Source organism: Desulfosporosinus burensis (assembly GCF_054657535.1).
In genome coordinates this window covers 339,433-357,830 of the sequence record NZ_BAAHYN010000002.1, presented here as the reverse complement: position 1 = coordinate 357,830, position 18,398 = coordinate 339,433, and the positions used below count along the sequence as shown (strand labels likewise).

Below are 18,398 nucleotides of genomic sequence, written 5' to 3'. Positions count from 1 at the left end.
TCACTCCAAACCCTTTATGGTAAAATACTCACCAGTCTCCTGAACGGACTTCCATAGTGCCTCAAGCTCTTCCATATGTATTGTAGCCCAGGCTGCAATGAGCTTCAGTTGTTTCTTAGGGATATTTCCTGTTATAACTTCACCATCGAGTGAAAAAGAACCGGAATATTCTCCATAGATCGCATGAAAATGAGGTAGATGGTGCTGTTCTTGATCATTAAAAAACATCCTTATCAAAATCCCATAAAAGTGTGAAATTAAAGGCATGGTATCACTCCTCAAAAAATATTTCTTTGTACTTTTATATTAGCACAAAATGAAGAGAGAAATCTATCTAATGGAAAATAATGTTATGAAAATGGGGGATACAGTACTTTTTATCCCAGAGAATGATAAATATGAACCGATCCAAATGCGAGGGGATCAAATATCTGTTATTGGCGTGGCGGTAGGGATATTGAAGAGGATGTAGTAGATATATTCTTAGAACTGGTTAGTAAATGAAAAGATTGAGAAAGAGGGAATTGAAAATGTCTTTTTTTGACGCCATAGGTAGTTTGCTAGAGGGTAGGAAAATCACACAACCAATTTTCGTGAAACGTTTTGCCCCAGCGGATTTCCGAGTCCCGCTGCTTTTTATACCGTTCTTTGCGGTGTCGAGCCTTTTTTAGAGCCTTTTCTACTTGAAGTGTTAGGTCTATAAGGAAGCGAACTTTTACTGACTAATAAGCCAAGGGTTAGAGTTTTAAAACCTAATTTAGATTTGAATACAGGGTTTTTGGCATATTATTGTTAGTTTTTGACGTTTTAAACTATATATCGTGCTAAGACTTTACTTGACAAATGATCATTAACTTTATGCAGGAAAGCAAGCCGGTGCCTTTTGTATTGGGTAAAGGATGCAATTGACGGATCCACCACGTGAACGCTCGGAAAGATACGCATTCATGTAAATAGAAACCGGTCATATATTGGTACATGAGACAGGATCGGTAGAGGCCACAGGGCATAAAATTATATCCATAGAAGTAAGTGATGGGAAACTTAACTATTTACACATTAAGGCTGCACTCGATTCACATACTGACGAGCACATGGTGAAGCCTAAGTTGGTTTACATATCAAATCCGACAGAAATTGGCTCTATCTATAATAAGAGCGAACTGGAACAAATAAGTCAGTTCTGCAAGAAAAACAAACTCTTTTTGTTTATGGATGGTGCTAGGCTGGGTTCAGCTTTGTGTTCAGAAGAGAATAACCTGGAACTTTCCGATCTGGGAACACTTGTTGATGCTTTCTATATTGGAGGAACCAAGAACGGAGCACTCATGGGTGAAGCACTAGTGATCTGCCATGATCCGCTCAAGGAAGATTTCCGATTTCATATGAAGCAAAAAGGAGCACTCCTCGCAAAAGGGAGACTCCTAGGCATACAGTTTCTTGAGCTTTTCAGAGACAACCTGTACTTTGATCTGGCAAAGCACGCTAATAAGATGGCAGGGTTGCTCAGGGATGAAATCAGCAAAGCAGGGTTCTTGGTATACTCGCCATCAAACCAAATATTTCCTATACTACCCGATCGATTGATCACTGAGCTTCAGAAGAATTACTCATTCTATGTCTGGTCAAAGCTAGATGCTGATAACTCTGCAATTCGCCTTGTCACATCCTGGGCAACGAAAGAGGATGCGATCAACGAAAATGCAGACCCGGATGTACAAAAAGATATTCTGAGCAGACTTGATGAGATTTACCCTCGGGATAAGGCTGGAGACCGGCACATTGAGGGGAATTCTGCCGTACAGCCCCGCCGAAATGCTTGACAAACGGGATGTTAAAGCAGCTGTGGATTTACTAGTAGCCCTCTTAGAACGGGCTACAGAATTATAGAAGAGACCGCAAAGAAAGCACTTCGAGGAACGGGCTCTCGCTTTGTAAACAAGAGGGGGAAACAGGAACCTGTCCCCTTGTTTCACCCCTAGTTTCCCTCTATTTAATCAATCATAAGATTACGGCTTCAATGGTTGAGCCAGAATTTTTTTTGTTCAAGGCACTTGACAGAGTACCGAATTTACGTATAATAAAAGTATAAACACTCATTAATAAAGATTCAGGTTTCTAAAAACTTATTGGTCGCGTGCTAGGTAAAGTTTCGATTCATCGAAGGTTTATGCATCGCAATTAGTTAAGTTCGATGCTGAATTTCGAAGAATTGGAGCCACCTAAGGGTGGTTTTTGTTGTTAGAAAGAAAGTTTTCCCGCAAAGTTCCTCTCATTAGTAGAAGCAAGTCGGTTGGTAATAATGGTTTAGTCAGTTGAGAAAGATTCGTTTTTGCATGAACAGTCAGTCGTTTAGGTAGCTTGTTTAGTGGATAGTCAGTTTAGTGGATAGTTTAGTTTAGTGGATAGTTAGTTTAATGGTTAGTAATTTAGTGGTCAGTGGTTAGTCATTAGCCCGTTTGTTGTTTATATTGAATTCGGTTAGCCTAATTAAGTTAGCCTTTGTTTCTCCAAAAAAATTCCGGCCTGCGTTCCAAAAATCAAATTTTCCTTAATGACTGTTTTCAGATTGATCCCAGTTGGACCTAAAGTATTGAAGAAATAGTGGAGGATTTGTCAAGATTAGTTTAGTTACCTTTGAACTTTGTTTTTAACTGGTTTACGTTTAGTTAGGTTAAAGTCTTGATTCCCTTACTGGGTGGTAACAGAGCTGCGTTTTATCTGGTTTTGATTTCTAGTTGTAAGGTATTAGCTACAAACCTATATTCTCCGGTTAATAACGTTTGGTTATGTTTGGTTAAAGATTAATCTAGAGCCGTGTATCCATTAATTCAATTCTGGAGGAACTTTGCGGGATTCAATATTAGATGTTAAGGCTACTCAATGAGTGGCCTTTTTTCTATTTACATTTAATAAAGCTTTAGATTGTTGCATAGCCCTTAGAGTGAACAACCTGCATCTTTGGCGACGGGTTCTCGATGTTCCGGGCGATTCCGGAAATACCTTGTATTTGATAGTATAAAAACAGGTACTGGCAGGATTTAGTGAAAAAACGCAGAATTATGTCGTGTAGACTCGCTTTAGAAAAGTTTAAATTACTTGTTAAAGAATGTAAATGGACAGAATCGAAAAATTAAGAAGAGAAAATACTAAAGCCATTGGGCTTAGGTAAGCAAGCGAATAGGAAAAGAGGGAGTTTTAACAATGTACAGTTTTAAGAACGACTACAGTGAGGGTGCACATCCTAGAATATTGAACTCCTTGATGGAATCAAACTTTGAGCAGGTTGAAGGCTATGGAGAGGATTGCTATACACAACAAGCGGTTGAACTTTTAAAGCAAAGAATTGGGACAAATGACATTGATATTCATCTACTCTCAGGTGGTACCCAAACGAATCTTACCGCTATCTCAGCTTTTTTGAGGCCTCATGAAGCAGTGATTTCAGCCAACACTGGTCATATATTGGTGCATGAGACAGGCGCGATAGAGGCCACAGGACATAAAGTTATATCTATAGAAGTAACTAATGGGAAATTAAACGATTCGCACATTAAGGCTGCACTTGATTCACATACTGACGAGCATATGGTGAAGCCTAAGTTGGTTTATATTTCAAATCCGACAGAAATTGGCTCAATATATAATAAGGAAGAACTGGAACAGATAAGTCGGTTCTGCAAGGAAAATAATCTCTATTTGTTCATAGATGGTGCTAGGCTGGGTTCGGCTTTGTGTTCAGAAGAGAGTAACCTGGATCTTTCCGATCTGGCAACACTTGTGGATGCTTTCTATATTGGAGGAACTAAGAATGGAGCACTGATGGGTGAAGCACTCGTGATTTGCCGAGATTCGCTCAAGGAAGATTTCCGATATTATATGAAGCAAAAAGGAGCGCTCCTCGCAAAAGGGAGACTGCTAGGCATACAGTTTCTTGAGCTTTTCAGAGATAACCTATATTTCGATCTGGCCAAGCATGCTAATAAGATGGCGGCTTTGCTCAGGGCTGAAATCGGCAAAGCAGGCTTTAAATTCTTGGTATACTCGCCATCAAATCAACTATTTCCAATCTTCCCCGATAGCTTGATCACTGAGCTTCATAAGAATTATTCATTCTATGTCTGGTCAAAGGTTGATGTTGATCACTCTGCAATTCGCCTTGTCACCTCTTGGGCAACGAAAGAGGATCAAGTATTAGCCTTTATTGAGGATGTGAAAAATGCACTTAAGCAACGTCATAGATGGTTGCATTAGCAGGTGAAGAAAGGCCCTATAGAAAGCCTAAGAATTATAATAATGCTATGGAAATCCTGATAAGTATGACTGATCGAGGGGCAACTAGATCATAATATTGTGAAGGATATTAATTTTGTTTTCATGAACCTTTGAAACCATTGAGGGAATTCGACTTATCGTGTTCTTCGAATTAGAATTATACCATCCCTCATACGTCCTGCTTTAAACGATTGAGGGGTGGCGGAAGTTGATCTGAAGGTTGTTAATGCCCCTCGGGGTAACGCTTGCTCATCAGACTGGGTCCGATATTACTCTGGTTATAGGGGCTGTATTTGCCAGCGGTACATTTGGGGCTTTTGCCTCACCCTTAAGCGATAATACGGTGACTTTGTGTACAATTCTTGATGTTCCCTTGATGGAATATGCCCATTTCAAGTTGAGGCCGTCGTTAATCGCTGCGGGGATTAGTACGATTTTATTTGGGATAGCCTCCCTGTTTTTAGGATAGAAAATTCAGCATCATTCTAAAATAATCGCTGCAACAGGGCAACTTTTTGCAGCTTCTTTAGTTGATGCTTCAGCGGCTTGAGGAACCGGATTTATGTAAGCCTCGGCAATTTCATAGCTATTCATCCTGAAAACTTGAGGACAAATCGCTTCACAGGCACCACACCCGATACAATCTGAATTTACGGTCGCAAACATCGGTTTTGCGCTCCTTTCTTACTACAATAATGGGTAACTAAATTTAGGATAACGTGAATACTGCTTCGTAGTCAATGCTAAAAATAGACATCATTACTTCGCATGTGAATATATGCTTTTGATAGGATATATTAGAATTAGAAAGTAGGAATTTCAAGAAATTGGTACTGGGGAAATTTAAGGAGAGAGTATGGATGCCAAAGTACGAATATAAATGTGTTTTGATTCTTGGACTTGGAGAGAGAACTACTAGAATCCTCAATGAGTATGGGCAAGAGGGCTGGGAGTTGACTAATGTTGTATGGGCTTGGCATTATTTCAAACGGCCGATAAAGTTGACAGGAGTATAAGGGAACTGTAGTTGGGAGCGGACAAATCAATGATCGAATACAGTATTAACAATATGACCAAATATTATGGTGCCAATAAAATATTTCAGAACATATCCTTTGATTTAAAAACTGGAGAAAAAATCGGTTTGATTGGACAAAATGGTTGTGGTAAAACGACCATTTTAAAAATGATTACGGGGGTTGAGGATTACCAAGAGGGTACTATAGCCATTCGGAAAGACGCGCGAGTCGGCTATCAACCAATCATTTGGACATTGATTCTAGGGAAGTCTTAGAAGAAACCCTCATTCAATTTGATGGGACGATACTCTTTGTTTCTCATGATCGTTATTTTATTAATAAAGTGGCTGATAAGATGATGGCGATTCAGAATAAAGGGATCAAAGTCTATCTCGGTGATTACAGCTATTATCTGGAAGAACATAAAAAAGAAATGGGAGAAATAAAGGTAGCAGCCTCTAGTTTGGCAACTAAGGAGATTAAGAAAAGGGTTGCAGCCCAGCAACCTAAGAGGATTAATCTTAAAAAACTAGAGCTCCTTGAAGAAGAGATTGAACAATATGATGGTAAGATTAAAATGATTGAAGGGGAAATGATGGAGTTTGGTCTGGATGCCAATCGTTTAAATGAGCTATTTCAGGAAAAGGAAGCTCAGGAGAAAAAGCTGGAAAAGTGTTTTGAGCAATGGGAAGCATATCAAGAATAGCTACAATCCTGCTCGGAGAACAACAATAGATACCTAAATGACATTATAAGTCACCAAGGCTAGAGGGATAGAAACCTCCTAGCCTTGGTGATTATATTTTTATAATCACTTATTGATCATTTCGTTCATATTGGCAAATATATGGGGTGTTCTTTAAAATTTCAATGGGTGAGCTAAAGATATGTGGGCATCGCTGCAATAGAAGGGGCGAAGTCCTTGGTTATCTATTTAAAAAAATAATTAACTTAAAGCAAAGGAGAAACCCTTACGAAATAGAATACAATCAGGGAGGAAGAAAATATTGTAAAGAGGCTGGAACTATGGATAGTGAGCGGTTTTTAAGTATTGAAGAACTATATCTTTTTAACAGGGGGGAGCTGTATAAGAGTTATACGAAGTTTGGTGCTCATAGCATTGCAGACGGGGATTTGCTGGGAACGTTCTTTGCAGTTTGGGTTCCAGATGCCGAGGCTGTGTCTGTCGTAGGGGATTTTAATCACTGGTCTGCTAAGCAAAATCCAATGACTAAAGTCGGTAATACGGGTGTGTGGACACTCTTCATTGCGGAGATTCTTCTGGGACAATTATATAAATACTCAATTCAGGTAAAGGGTGGGAAAGTAGTACTCTTGAAGTCTGATCCTTTCGCCTTCTACTCTGAGCTACGGCCTTTAACAGCCTCTAAGGTCTATTCTCTAGAAGGCTATAATTGGCTAGATCAGGAATGGATTTCTCAAAGAGAAACAAGTCATCGGCAAGAGAAGCCGATCATAATTTACGAGGTCCATTTAGGTTCCTGGCGTAGGAAAGCGGATGGGGGCTTTTACAACTGGCAGGACTTCGCTGAGGAATTATTAAATTATGTTTTGGAAATGGGTTATACCCATATCGAGCTGATGCCGATTATGGAGCACCCTTATGATGGTTCTTGGGGATATCAAGTGACCGGTTATTATTCCTGCACCAGTCGATATGGAACACCGCAGGATTTTATGTATTTTGTTGATCGCTGTCATCAAGCAGGCATAGGAGTGATTTTGGACTGGGTGCCAGGGCATTTCGTCAAAGATGCCCATGGTTTGGGACGATTCAATGGGACGTCAGTCTTCGAAAAGGACGAACATGGACAATGGGGAACCTATAATTTTAATTTTGCTAAAACAGAAGTATGGAGTTTTCTGATTTCCAATGCCATTTTTTGGCTGGAAACCTATCATCTTGATGGACTTCGAGTGGATGGAGTCAGTAGCATGCTTTATCTAGATTATGAACAAGGAAAGCCTTGGGAACGCAATATCTATGGAGGACGGGAAAACTTGCAGGCCATGGCTTTTATGCAACGACTCAATCAGGTTGTGTTTCGAGTCTATCCGGGAGTCCTCATGATTGCTGAAGAAGCGACCGATTGGCCACTCGTTACTTCCCCTACTTATCCCAAAGGACTGGGTTATAACTATAAGTGGAATATGGGTTGGATGAATGATACATTACGCTATATGCAACTTGAGTTTTCACGTCGGAAAGACCATCATAGTCTATTAACCTTCTCCTTGACCTATGCTTTTTCTGAAAATTTTGTCTTGCCACTTTCACATGATGAAGTTGTTCACGGTAAGCTGTCGCTGTTAGATAAAATGCCCGGTGATTATTGGCAGAAGTTTGCAGGATTAAGGGCGCTAATGGGGTACTTTATGGGTCATCCAGGCAAGAAGTTAATGTTTATGGGAGGAGAGTTTGCTCAGTTCATAGAGTGGCGTTATGACGCAGAACTCGATTGGCTCCTTTTGGATTATGAGATGCATAAACAATATCAAGACTATGTAAGGAATCTCAATAAACTCTATCAACGAGAAAGGGCATTCTGGGAAAACGACCATGATTGGTCAGGGTTTGAATGGATGGACGCCGATAACCAGGAGCAAAGTATTCTCGTTTTCTGTCGTCGGGCAAAGAATCCTGATGATTTTCTGATTGTGCTGATTAATCTGCAGCCTAGTAGTTATGAGAACTTTCGAATAGGGGTTCCTAAACAGGGAATCTATCAGGAAATTTTTAATTCTGACCAGGAGATCTATGGCGGTTCAAACCAGCAAAATTCTTCAGCGCTCGTTGCCGAGAAGGTTGCTTGGCGTGGACAAGCATTTTCTTTAAGAATTACTGTCCCGCCCTTAGCAACCGTCATATTTAGTCCAAGTAAAAATATAAATTAGACAGGGGCCGTGGCATTGTTCGCAGATAAAGAGAGTTTTAAACAAGCTTACCTCACTAAAATTAGGGAAACAGAAGGGATTACCCTGGATGAAGGTACGCTACGGACTAAATATAAAACCTTGGTCCTGCTGCTTAAAGAAAAAATGAGTTTTAACCGGGCTTCAATAAAGAGCTCAGTAACCCCTACAAAACAAGTCTATTATTTTTCTATGGAGTTTCTGATCGGTAAACTTCTCCATTATTATTTGGTCAATCTGGACATTGAGCAAATGGTTCGGGAAGGCTTAGAGGATCTAAAGATTAACTTGGATGATTTATTAGTGCAAGAAGTGGATCCGGGTTTAGGAAACGGCGGTTTAGGAAGATTGGCGGCCTGTTTTTTAGATTCTATAGCTTTTTTAGGAATTGCAGGGCACGGCAACGGTATCCGCTATAAGTATGGCTTGTTCGAGCAAAAGATTCGAGAGGGTGCCCAGATTGAGATTGCGGATAATTGGTTAAAGAATGGTTACCCCTGGGAAATACCTAGACCTGATAAAAGCATGATTGTTAAATTTAAGGGCAATGTTAGGACGGAATGTGTTCAAGGGAAATTAATGTTTTATCATGAAAACTATGAGCCTGTCTTAGCGGTTCCCTATGATATTCCGGTCATAAGCTATGCTAATCTAGCCAATATCAATAATCTGAGGTTATGGAGCGCGGAACCGTTATGTAATGAGTTGGATTTTGCTTGTTTCAACCGCGGTGAGTTTGAACAGGCCGTGAGTTTAAAGTCAGAGGTTGAAGCCATTTCCTATATTCTTTATCCTGATGACAACAGTCGCTCAGGTAAGGAACTTAGACTAAAGCAGGAGTATTTTTTTGTTGCCGCTGGATTAGGGTCGATCATGCGAAGCTATAAAAAGCGCAATCAAGCACTGGCGGATTTTTCGCGGTGGGTGGCCGTTCATATCAATGACACTCATCCGGTGCTCTGTATTCCCGAATTAATGCGCATCCTGATCGATGAAGAAGGCCTAGGCTGGGACCAAGCATGGAACATTACCGTCAACACCATGTCTTTTACCAATCATACCATTATGCCGGAAGCTATGGAAAAGTGGCCGATTGATTTAATTAAAGGACTTTTGCCGAGAATTTACATGATTATTGAAGAGATCGATCGGGAATTTAAAGCGCGCTTGGCGAAGAGGTTCTTAGACGACTGGAAATTCATCCAGACTACACAGATTATCAAAGATGGACAAGTTTACATGGCAAATTTAGCAGTAATCGGTAGCTCTTCCGTCAACGGAGTTGCGGCTTTGCATACAGAAATTTTAAAGCAGCAAGTCTTTAAAGATTATTACCGTATTTTTGGCTATAAGTTCAGTAATAAGACCAATGGTGTAAACCATCGAAGGTTTCTCTTGGCTTCTAACCCAGGCTTGTCTGAGCTAATTACCGAGGTGATAGGCCCAGATTGGAAGAAAAAAGCAGAAGAACTTATTCAATTACAGGTTTTTAAAGATGATGCTGGTTTCTTGGCAAGGCTCGCTAAGGTAAAGTATTTCAATAAATGCCAATTGGCTCAGAGAGTGATGGAGACACAGGGCTTAAAACTTGATCCATTATCAGTTTTCGATGTTCAGGTCAAGAGAATCCATGCCTATAAACGACAACTCCTCAACATTTTAAAAATTATGTACTTATATAACCAAGCCATCAATGACCCAAATTCAGTGGTTAGTTCGCAGACCTTTATTTTTGGCGGCAAAGCAGCACCTGGTTATCATTATGCTAAGACTATTATTAAACTCATCAACACACTAGCTAACAAAATCAATCGGGATCCATGTGTCAATCAAAAGCTCAAGGTTGCCTTCCTAGAGAATTTCAATGTATCCCTTGGCGAATTGATTTATCCGGCGGCTGACATTAGCGAGCAAATCTCCACAGCCAGTAAAGAAGCCTCTGGTACAGGGAATATGAAATTTATGATGAATGGTGCCCTTACAATTGGTACGCTAGATGGAGCTAATCTAGAAATTAAAGAAACCGTAGGAGAAGATAATATGTTTATTTTTGGACTTACGGCAGCTGAAGTCTTGAGCTACTCTAGTGAAGGGGGCTATAAATCCTGGGATCACTATTACTCCAACCCCGACTTAAAACTTTGTGTTGATCAACTGGTCAATGGATTTTTTGAAACGGCGGGTGATGAATTTAGAGTTATTTTTGATTCTCTTTTGCTCTACAATGACGAGTTTTTTGTGCTTCAGGATTTTAACGCTTATATAGAGGCCTATCAAAAACTTCAGCAGTTCTATGAAAGAAAAGACAACTGGTATAGCACATCATTAATCAATATTGCTAAAGCAGGGTTTTTTTCCAGCGATCGAACCATCAAAGAATATGCGGACCAAATCTGGAAGGTTAATATTCGGACCTTATAGAAAAAGACCTAGAGAGTGGGTTTTCATGATTACTGTGGACAGGAGCATAGGCGAGAAGGGGGAAAAGTATGCAAAAGCAGGAATGTATAGCGATGCTTTTGGCAGGAGGACAGGGAAGTAGGTTAGGGGGTCTGACTCACAATATTGCGAAGCCTGCGGTTTCCTTTTGTGGTAAGTATCGAATTATTGACTTTAGTTTGAGTAATTGTGCCAACTCAAATATTAACACTGTCGGAGTCCTCACTCAGTATAAGCCGTACTTACTGAACTCCTATATCGGGTTGGGTTCTGCTTGGAATTTAGATAATCCCTTCGGTGGCGTGCATATTCTCCCACCTTATGTTGGAGATAATGAAGGGAGTTGGTATAAAGGAACCGCCAACGCGATTTACCAAAACCTAGATTTTATTAATTTCTACGATCCCAAATATGTCCTCATCATCTCTGGTGACCATATTTATAAGATGAATTATCTCTCAATGTTAAAGGATCACAAGGAGAACGGGTCAGACATTACCGTCTCTACGATCGAAGTTCCCTGGGAGGAAGTTTCCCGGTTTGGAATAGTGACTATTGATCAAGAGGGCAAAGTAATCAAGTTTACGGAAAAATTGCCAGATCCAGAGAGCAATTTAGCCTCGATGGGCATCTATATTTTTAACTGGTCAATCCTTAGACAGGCCTTAATCAATGATGCCCTGGATCCACTATCTGAAAACGATTTCGGAAAAAATATCATACCCAAACAGATAGAATTAGGGAAGAAGGTATTTGCTTATAACTTCCAGGGGTATTGGAGAGATGTCGGTACGATAGAAAGTTACTATAATGCTAATATGGAGTCCTTAGACGGGGAAGACTCAATAGACCTATTTGATCCTGTGCAAAGGGTCTTTTCCAATGAAGATATTTTACCTCCTCAATATATTGGTCCGACAGCCAAAATCCAATATAGCCTGATCAGTAATGGCTGCGTGGTACTGGGACAGGTGAGTCACTCAATTTTAGCGCCGGGTGCTTATGTTGGAGAAGGGTCTATTGTTGAGGATTCAATCCTACTCCCCCATGCTAAGGTTCATCGTGAAGCGACAATTAATAAAACAATTGTTGGCGAAGGTGCGAAAATTATGAGTCACTGCTCGATAGGGAGGGAACCAGGCCCTATTCCCAATCAGTCTGGAATTACAGTCCTAGAGGACCATTATGTGCTCGAGAAAGGCTCTGTCATCCAAGCGGGCAGCAATCTAAATGCATGTTAAGATAAACTAAGGGGGAAAGAAGATGCATAATGCCATTGGTATCCTGTTTGGAAATAACAGTTCGGATATTTTGCAGGGGTTAGCGTTCCAACGATCAATAGCGGCGGTTCCCTTTGGAGGACGATACCGTTTATTGGATTTTGCTCTCTCCAGCATGGTTAACTCTGGAATCAGGACGATTGGATTAGTGACCCCTCGCCATTATAGGTCGTTGCTTGATCACTTGGGGGCCGGAAAAGAATGGTTTCTGGATCGGAAATCTGGCGGATTATTTATCTTACCTGGAGCAATTCAAGGGTTATCAGGACAAAGTGGAAAGTTTAGATTAAAAGACTTACAGCTTAATTTTGAGTATCTGCAGAAAGAATTCTGTGAAAACATCATTATCAGCGGGTGTAATCACGTTTTTAATATCAATTATCAAGCAGCTTTAGAGATACATGAGACTAAGCAGGCGGATATTACTCTATTCTATAAAGAAAGCACAGATTCTGTGGCGATGGCGGGAAAAGAACACCTGATTATCGGAGATAACCAAGAAGTCCTTGATATTCTGGGAAATGATACTGCAGAGGCTAGTGGACAAAACGTGGCCTATTTTGTGGATATGTTAATTATTCGGCGCAAGCTACTTTTAGAAATTATTGAAGGTTATAGATCGATTGAAACCGTGAACCTTATGGACGCTATTTATGAAAATATTCGTTCGCTTAAACTATTTGGGGTTCCTTTTAAGGGCTATTTTGGAACCGTAAATTCCGTCAAAGATTATTTCGACAGAAGTATGGAATTACTCAATCCAGAGATTCGCAAAGAAGTCTTAACAGGTCAGGATCAGATTCATACCAAAATTGTGGACAATCCTCCGACTAAGCACGGTGCTCAGGCGAACGTATCAAACTCTTTAATTTCAAGTGGGTGTACTATCGAAGGAGAGGTCCATAATTCAATTTTAGCTCGAGGTGTGATCGTTGAATCGGGAGCCATAATTAGAAACTGTATTATTATGCAGAAGTGTAAAATCGAAGCCGAGGCTAGTTTGAATTATGTTATTCTCGATAAGTTTGTTAAAGTTCACTCAGGCAATGTGTTGAAGGGAAACAAGAATACTCCCTTGGTCGTACTTAAAGGCTCATTAGTCTAAGATTGAGAGAAGAGGGATTATATGAAGATTGTATTTGCAATTGCGGAGGCAGATCCCTTTGTCAAAACTGGTGGTCTGGGTGAGGTTGGCGGTTCCCTTCCGAGTGCTTTGCAAAGACAAGGTGCTGACGTACGTGTTATTATGCCCAAGTATAGTGTTATCCCCGAACATTTTCGTAAAGAACTTAAACATATTAATCGTTTTTCTGTCCCTTTGGCTTGGCGTCGACAATATTGTGGACTGGAAGAATTAACCTATAAAGGTGTTCGTTATTACTTCATTGACAATGAGTATTATTTTAAGCGTGCCAATCTCTATGGGGAGTTTGACGAGGCAGAACGATTTGCTTTTTTTTCTCGGGCTGTGTTAGAAAGCCTCCTTCACATTCCGGAATTCAATCCGGACATTATTCATTGTCATGATTGGCATACGGCTCTGATTCCTCTGATGCTCAAAGAGTTTTATACTAAGAGTCCCCTCTATTATTCGATTAACACAGTGTTCACCATTCATAATCTGAAGTATCAAGGGATTTTCCCTAAAGAGGTTCTGACAGATGTGATCGGGTTGGATGAAACCTTTTTTACAGAGGAGACTCTAGAATTTCACGGTGCAGTTAATTTCATGAAAGCGGGTCTTCTCTATGCAGACTCGATTACAACGGTGAGTCCTACCTATGCTCAGGAAATACAAAATTCGTTTTACGGAGAGAAGCTGGAAGGGATTTTACAAAAACGCAAGGATTCTTTGGTAGGAATTCTCAATGGCATTGATTATGAGGTCTATAACCCTGATACGGATCCTTATCTTGTTGCCCCACGAGCGAAAGACGACAATAAAAACGATTTACAAGTTAGTTTAGGGCTTCCTGTCCGAGGGGATCTACCCATACTAGGGATGGTCAGCCGCTTGGTTGATCAGAAAGGACTGGATCTGCTTAGCTTCGTTATGGAAGAAATTCTGATGCTGGATGTCCAAATGGTGATCCTTGGGACAGGAGAACAACCTTATGAGCAGAAGCTGCAAGCGTTTGCTGACAAATATCCTAAAAAAATTGCTTTCAAAAGAGAATTTAATGATCAATTAGCGCATAAAATTTATGCTGGGCTTGATATTTTACTAATGCCTTCACTCTTTGAACCCTGTGGTATATCCCAAATGATTGCTATGCGTTATGGAACGATCCCGATCGTACGGGAAACGGGAGGGTTAAAAGACACGGTGATTCCTTATCAGGAATTGACAGGGGAAGGTAATGGCTTTAGTTTCTCAAACTATAATGCTCACGAATTATTGTTTGCTGTACAGCGGGCGGTTAGGCTCTATTACTCCGACCAATCAGCCTGGACTAAGTTGAGAGAAAGTGCTATGAAACGGGATTCAAGTTGGGCCCCATCTGCCTATGCATATACAAAAATTTATGAGTCACTGTTATAATGGGCGGCCGCCTTCGCTTCTCACCATCCGTGGCTACAGGGACACTCGGCCATCACGGCGCCTTGCCATCCATGGCGGTGTTCTAATCTCGAACATCCTTGTTCGAGTCATGGCCAGCGCTTCTCCGCAATGCTAACACGTGCGAAGACAGTGTCTTCGGGCGCCAGCCAAGTTTTCTTAATAGCTCAGACAGAACGAACTAAGGAAGATGCGGTAGGAGTGTGGAAATGAGTTTTTTTATATATCATGACTCCCATAGTCTAGACTACCGTCAGCCCTTTGGAGCGGTAACTTGTGGACAGATGATTAGGATTCGTTTAGATCTGAGCTCAGAAGTTCCTATAGAGTCCTTGCATTTACGCCTCTGGGAGAGAGACCGGGAGCGATTAGTCCCAATGTGTCCAATATCTGGGGAGTTTTCCGAACAAAGGGTCGTGTTTGAGGTGGAGTATGAGGCCCCAAACACCCCCGGACTTGTCTGGTATTATTTTAGGCTTCAAGTCGGTGGACAAACCTACTGTTATGGCAATAATGTGGATAAGTTGGGAGGGGAGGGACACCTCGGGAATGAAGAGCCTCCTGCCTACCAAGTGACTGTCCATAGTCCCTCGGAAGTTCCGGCTTGGTATAAACGGGGAATCATGTATCAGATCTTTGTGGATCGCTTCCATCACGCCCATGAAGATGGGTTCGTGCTATACCCCAGAAAAAATGCCCTCTTACATGCTGATTGGTATGACACTCCCTTCTATATTAAAGACGAACAAGGTAGAGTAACTCATTGGAATTTTTTTGGGGGGAACCTATTAGGGGTTATTAAAAAACTACCTTATCTCCACGAGTTAGGGATAAGCATCATTTACTTTAATCCGATCTTTGATGCTCCTAGTAATCATAAATATGATACTGCGGATTATCACAAGATCGATCCTATGTTTGGAGATGAAGAGCTCTTCGAGCACTTAATCAAAGAAGCTAGGCAATACGGAATGGCTATCGTGTTGGACGGTGTGTTTAGTCACACAGGGAGTGACAGTGTCTATTTTAATCGCTATAATACTTACCCTAGTGTGGGTGCTTATCAGTCAACAGAGTCTTCCTATTATCTATGGTATCAATTCAAGCCCAACAGCCAAGAGTACCAGTCGTGGTGGGGTGTTGATGCACTGCCAGAAGTGGATGAACTAAACCCTTCCTATCAAGAATTCTTATTCGGTGCTGAGAATGGGGTTATCCAAAAGTGGATGAAAAAAGGAATTGCTGGTTGGCGGTTGGATGTGGCTGACGAGCTTCCGGATGAATTCATTCGAAAATTGAGGCAAACGATCAAAACCATCAATCCCGAAGCAGTTCTCATAGGGGAAGTATGGGAGGATGCCTCTAATAAAGGGAGCTATGGTAAACTTCGCGAGTATTTTTGGGGTTATGAGCTGGATGCTACGATGAATTACCCTTTCCGAGATAGTTTCCTTGGCTTCATGCTTAGTAAAACTACTTCAAGCTTGGTTCATCAGCAAGTGATGAGCTTGTATGAAAATTATCCCCGGGAGAATTTTTATGGGGCTATGAACCTGATCGGAAGTCACGATCGGGAGAGGATCTTAACTCTATTAGGGGAGGCTCCCGATGAACAGGCTTTGATAGAAACTGAGAAGCAGAGCTATAGGCTTTCTCCAGAGGCTCGAAAACTTGCCGTGCAAAGGCTTAAGCTAGTTAGTCTGATCCAAATGACCTTTCCTGGTGTGCCTTGTGTGTATTATGGGGATGAAGTGGGACTGGAAGGATATAGTGACCCTTATAACCGCGCAACGTACCCTTGGAATAGGGAAGACCAAGCAATCTTGCAGTGGTACAAAACGGTGATTCGCCTGCGTCTCGAGTATCAGGTATTACAGTCGGGTGATTTCCAGTCATTTTACTCTGAGCCGGATATTTATGGTTTTAAACGGTCTGATAGAGATGAGGAAATCATAGTCTTGATTAATCGCCATGCCACGCAAGCTAAGGAAATCACCTTGCCCTCGACTTTGCACACTAATCTGATAAAGGGTCCCTTCGTTATAGATTTACTGAGTGGGCAGATTATCACTGGACAGACGGCACAAACCCTTAACCTAGGCCCTTTGTCAGCCCAAGCTTTATATTGTAAACAAAGCCTACCAGCATTTCCGCTTCAAAACTTGGGGCGTTCTTGCGGAGTGTTAATGCACATTAGCTCCCTGCCTTCGGACTTCGGGTCGGGAGATATGGGCGAAGAGGCCTATCGTTTTATCGATTTTTTAGTTGACACTGGTCAATCTTTGTGGCAAGTGCTGCCTTTAAATCCTGTCGGGTTAGGGGATTCTCCCTATCAAAGCGATTCTGCTTTCGCTGGAAACCCGAGGCTGATCAGTCTGGAAGGTTTGGTCCGGGAGGGCCTTCTCGCAGCAGATTTTGCTGAGGAGTTGCAACTGTCAGAGTTGTCAGCTGAAATGTTTAAAGATGCTAGTCTGCGAAAAGCGTTTAAAGTCTTTAATGCTAAACTCCAAGAACAAGGTCAACTCCAGGACCAAACTCAAGACTCCGATCGAACTGGGCCAGAGTTTAGGTTTCTTGCTCGGCAGAACTATTTGAGATTTCAACAGGATCACCGGGAATGGCTGGATGATTATGCTCTATATCGAGCTTTAAAGGCTCATTTTGGGGACATAGCCTGGTATGATTGGGAACAAGAGCTTGCTTGGCGCAACACGGAGAGGGTGGCGGAGTATGTCCGACTGCTTGAGGACGAGGTAGAATTTAATCGTTTTGTTCAATATGCTTTTTATTATCAATGGCAAGGGCTTCGGCACTATGCCAAAGCAAAGGGAATTAAATTAATTGGGGATATCCCTATTTTTGTCGCAGCCGATAGCTGCGACGTATGGGTAAACCACCGGTTTTTCAAACTGGACGAGGGCGGCAGACCTGCCAAAGTAGCGGGAGTTCCTCCCGATTATTTCAGTAAGACGGGTCAGTTATGGGGAAATCCAGTCTATGACTGGGATGTCTTAGGGTTAGAGAATTACACTTGGTGGAAGCAAAGAATCAAACTTGTTCTCGGGCTTTTTGATTTTATACGTCTTGACCACTTCCGAGGATATGAGGCTTATTGGGAGATTGAGGCCAAGGAAGAAACAGCGATGAACGGACGATGGCTAAAAGGACCAGGGAAACGGTTTTTTGAAAGTCTATCTGAGGAATTCGGGGTGTTACCCTTCATTGCAGAGGACTTGGGAACCATCACACCGGAAGTCAACGTGCTAAAGCGAATTTTTGGTTTTCCAGGTATGAAAGTTCTACAATTTACCGCGCTAAAGGAGATAATCTTCGAAGAAGATTCTAATCTGATCTATTACTCGGGTACTCATGATAATGATACTTTGGTGGGATGGTATAAATCGACCTGGACAGATGAAGAGAAGGCTAACTATACTGGAGAAGATCATAAGGATGGTCCAAAAGAAGCCTGCCGTAAACTGATTAAGGATTTGTACAGAACTCCAGCCCCTTGGGTTATCATTCCAATGCAAGATATCCTGGGTTTAGACGCAGACGCTAGGCTGAATGTTCCAGGGACGATCGAAGGGAATTGGCAATGGCAGCTGAGTCAGGATCTGTTGACAACTGAAGTGAAGGAGTGGCTTCGTTCTATTGCTAGGGAAGCGAAGAGACTGCCATAGGTAGGGAGTAGCGAAACTGAAGTTTTCGCTACTCCCTTTTTTCATATAAGTTGCTATCTAATGCAGTCCTTCTTGGCCATTCCCTAATGGGGGATTATGCTTTGAATCCTAGGAGATTTATTATCTTAAGTGAAGGATATCTAAAGATTTTTGTCGAATTCAGTGGAGCTGATATGAAGAAAAATCTACTATCTTGAGACAAGCAAAA

The 18,398-nt window shown here is 41.5% G+C and carries 14 protein-coding genes and 2 pseudogenes; 13 read left to right on the top strand and 3 right to left on the bottom strand.

The genetic code is table 11. The features are described 5' to 3' along the window. Positions 1-267: a DUF4160 domain-containing protein gene (locus ACYQ3Q_RS04680; protein ID WP_459927488.1), complete on the bottom strand. Its 267-nt coding sequence runs from the start codon at positions 265-267 to the stop codon at positions 1-3. Positions 268-337: 70 nt separating this feature from the next. Between ACYQ3Q_RS04680 and ACYQ3Q_RS04675 the strand changes: the two genes are divergently transcribed. Continuing rightward, the gene (locus ACYQ3Q_RS04675; protein ID WP_459927487.1) at positions 338-472 is read left to right on the top strand and encodes a hypothetical protein; all 135 of its coding nucleotides are present in this window, start codon (positions 338-340) and stop codon (positions 470-472) included. A 66-nt stretch (positions 473-538) separates the two neighbouring features. On the opposite strand, the pseudogene ACYQ3Q_RS04670 reads toward ACYQ3Q_RS04675, so the two are convergent. Then, positions 539-762, bottom strand: a pseudogene (locus tag ACYQ3Q_RS04670) (IS4 family transposase); the annotation flags it as partial. 197 nt (positions 763-959) lie between these two features. On the opposite strand from ACYQ3Q_RS04670, the pseudogene ACYQ3Q_RS04665 reads away from it, so the two are divergent. From ACYQ3Q_RS04665 to ACYQ3Q_RS04655, 3 genes and pseudogenes are all read left to right on the top strand, one after another. Then, positions 960-1,694: pseudogene (locus tag ACYQ3Q_RS04665) on the top strand (threonine aldolase family protein); the annotation flags it as partial. A 1,510-nt stretch (positions 1,695-3,204) separates the two neighbouring features. Then, positions 3,205-4,254: a threonine aldolase family protein gene (locus ACYQ3Q_RS04660; RefSeq protein ID WP_459927486.1), complete on the top strand. Its 1,050-nt coding sequence runs from the start codon at positions 3,205-3,207 to the stop codon at positions 4,252-4,254. Positions 4,255-4,501: 247 nt separating this feature from the next. Continuing rightward, complete coding sequence (locus ACYQ3Q_RS04655; protein ID WP_459927485.1) at positions 4,502-4,744, top strand: Na+/H+ antiporter NhaC family protein; 243 nt, start codon at positions 4,502-4,504, stop codon at positions 4,742-4,744. An 11-nt stretch (positions 4,745-4,755) separates the two neighbouring features. Here the strand turns inward: ACYQ3Q_RS04655 and ACYQ3Q_RS04650 are convergent, their stop codons facing one another. Continuing rightward, positions 4,756-4,941, bottom strand: coding sequence for a ferredoxin (locus tag ACYQ3Q_RS04650; protein ID WP_459927484.1), 186 nt, complete (start codon positions 4,939-4,941; stop codon positions 4,756-4,758). 194 nt (positions 4,942-5,135) lie between these two features. On the opposite strand from ACYQ3Q_RS04650, the gene ACYQ3Q_RS04645 reads away from it, so the two are divergent. The 9 genes from ACYQ3Q_RS04645 to ACYQ3Q_RS04605 all read left to right on the top strand — a co-directional run bounded on the left by ACYQ3Q_RS04645 (position 5,136) and on the right by ACYQ3Q_RS04605 (position 18,190). Then, complete coding sequence (locus tag ACYQ3Q_RS04645) at positions 5,136-5,291, top strand: hypothetical protein (RefSeq protein WP_459927483.1); 156 nt, start codon at positions 5,136-5,138, stop codon at positions 5,289-5,291. A gap of 29 nt (positions 5,292-5,320) precedes the next feature. Then, positions 5,321-5,569, top strand: coding sequence for an ATP-binding cassette domain-containing protein (locus ACYQ3Q_RS04640; RefSeq protein ID WP_459927482.1), 249 nt, complete (start codon positions 5,321-5,323; stop codon positions 5,567-5,569). Further along, complete coding sequence (locus ACYQ3Q_RS04635; protein ID WP_459927481.1) at positions 5,542-6,000, top strand: ATP-binding cassette domain-containing protein; 459 nt, start codon at positions 5,542-5,544, stop codon at positions 5,998-6,000. Before ACYQ3Q_RS04640 ends, ACYQ3Q_RS04635 begins: the two co-directional genes overlap by 28 nt. A gap of 320 nt (positions 6,001-6,320) precedes the next feature. Then, positions 6,321-8,210, top strand: coding sequence for a 1,4-alpha-glucan branching protein GlgB (gene glgB / locus ACYQ3Q_RS04630; protein WP_459927480.1), 1,890 nt, complete (start codon positions 6,321-6,323; stop codon positions 8,208-8,210). Between the two features lie 15 nt (positions 8,211-8,225). Further along, positions 8,226-10,649: a glycogen/starch/alpha-glucan phosphorylase gene (locus tag ACYQ3Q_RS04625; protein WP_459927479.1), complete on the top strand. Its 2,424-nt coding sequence runs from the start codon at positions 8,226-8,228 to the stop codon at positions 10,647-10,649. 68 nt (positions 10,650-10,717) lie between these two features. Further along, entirely contained in the window at positions 10,718-11,908 is a 1,191-nt protein-coding gene (locus ACYQ3Q_RS04620; RefSeq protein ID WP_459927478.1) for a glucose-1-phosphate adenylyltransferase, read from the top strand. Positions 11,909-11,930: 22 nt separating this feature from the next. Continuing rightward, on the top strand, positions 11,931-13,052 hold the full coding sequence (glgD, locus tag ACYQ3Q_RS04615; RefSeq protein WP_459927477.1) for a glucose-1-phosphate adenylyltransferase subunit GlgD: 1,122 nt from the start codon (positions 11,931-11,933) through the stop codon (positions 13,050-13,052). Between the two features lie 21 nt (positions 13,053-13,073). Then, positions 13,074-14,489: a glycogen synthase GlgA gene (gene glgA, locus ACYQ3Q_RS04610; RefSeq protein ID WP_459927476.1), complete on the top strand. Its 1,416-nt coding sequence runs from the start codon at positions 13,074-13,076 to the stop codon at positions 14,487-14,489. A gap of 227 nt (positions 14,490-14,716) precedes the next feature. After that, positions 14,717-18,190, top strand: coding sequence for a bifunctional glycogen debranching protein GlgX/4-alpha-glucanotransferase (locus tag ACYQ3Q_RS04605; protein ID WP_459927475.1), 3,474 nt, complete (start codon positions 14,717-14,719; stop codon positions 18,188-18,190). Positions 18,191-18,398: the final 208 nt, after the last annotated feature.

What these genes read in the sequence shown, in the direction of transcription:
- glgA (WP_459927476.1), top strand. Translation starts at nt 13,074, where the DNA reads ATGAAGATTGTATTTGCAATTGCGGAGGCAGATCCCTTTGTCAAAACT.
- ACYQ3Q_RS04660 (WP_459927486.1), top strand. Translation starts at nt 3,205, where the DNA reads ATGTACAGTTTTAAGAACGACTACAGTGAGGGTGCACATCCTAGAATA.
- ACYQ3Q_RS04650 (WP_459927484.1), bottom strand. Translation starts at nt 4,941, where the DNA reads ATGTTTGCGACCGTAAATTCAGATTGTATCGGGTGTGGTGCCTGTGAA.
- ACYQ3Q_RS04605 (WP_459927475.1), top strand. Translation starts at nt 14,717, where the DNA reads ATGAGTTTTTTTATATATCATGACTCCCATAGTCTAGACTACCGTCAG.
- ACYQ3Q_RS04620 (WP_459927478.1), top strand. Translation starts at nt 10,718, where the DNA reads ATGCAAAAGCAGGAATGTATAGCGATGCTTTTGGCAGGAGGACAGGGA.
- glgD (WP_459927477.1), top strand. Translation starts at nt 11,931, where the DNA reads ATGCATAATGCCATTGGTATCCTGTTTGGAAATAACAGTTCGGATATT.
- ACYQ3Q_RS04640 (WP_459927482.1), top strand. Translation starts at nt 5,321, where the DNA reads ATGATCGAATACAGTATTAACAATATGACCAAATATTATGGTGCCAAT.
- ACYQ3Q_RS04680 (WP_459927488.1), bottom strand. Translation starts at nt 267, where the DNA reads ATGCCTTTAATTTCACACTTTTATGGGATTTTGATAAGGATGTTTTTT.
- ACYQ3Q_RS04645 (WP_459927483.1), top strand. Translation starts at nt 5,136, where the DNA reads ATGCCAAAGTACGAATATAAATGTGTTTTGATTCTTGGACTTGGAGAG.
- ACYQ3Q_RS04675 (WP_459927487.1), top strand. Translation starts at nt 338, where the DNA reads ATGGAAAATAATGTTATGAAAATGGGGGATACAGTACTTTTTATCCCA.
- ACYQ3Q_RS04655 (WP_459927485.1), top strand. Translation starts at nt 4,502, where the DNA reads ATGCCCCTCGGGGTAACGCTTGCTCATCAGACTGGGTCCGATATTACT.
- glgB (WP_459927480.1), top strand. Translation starts at nt 6,321, where the DNA reads ATGGATAGTGAGCGGTTTTTAAGTATTGAAGAACTATATCTTTTTAAC.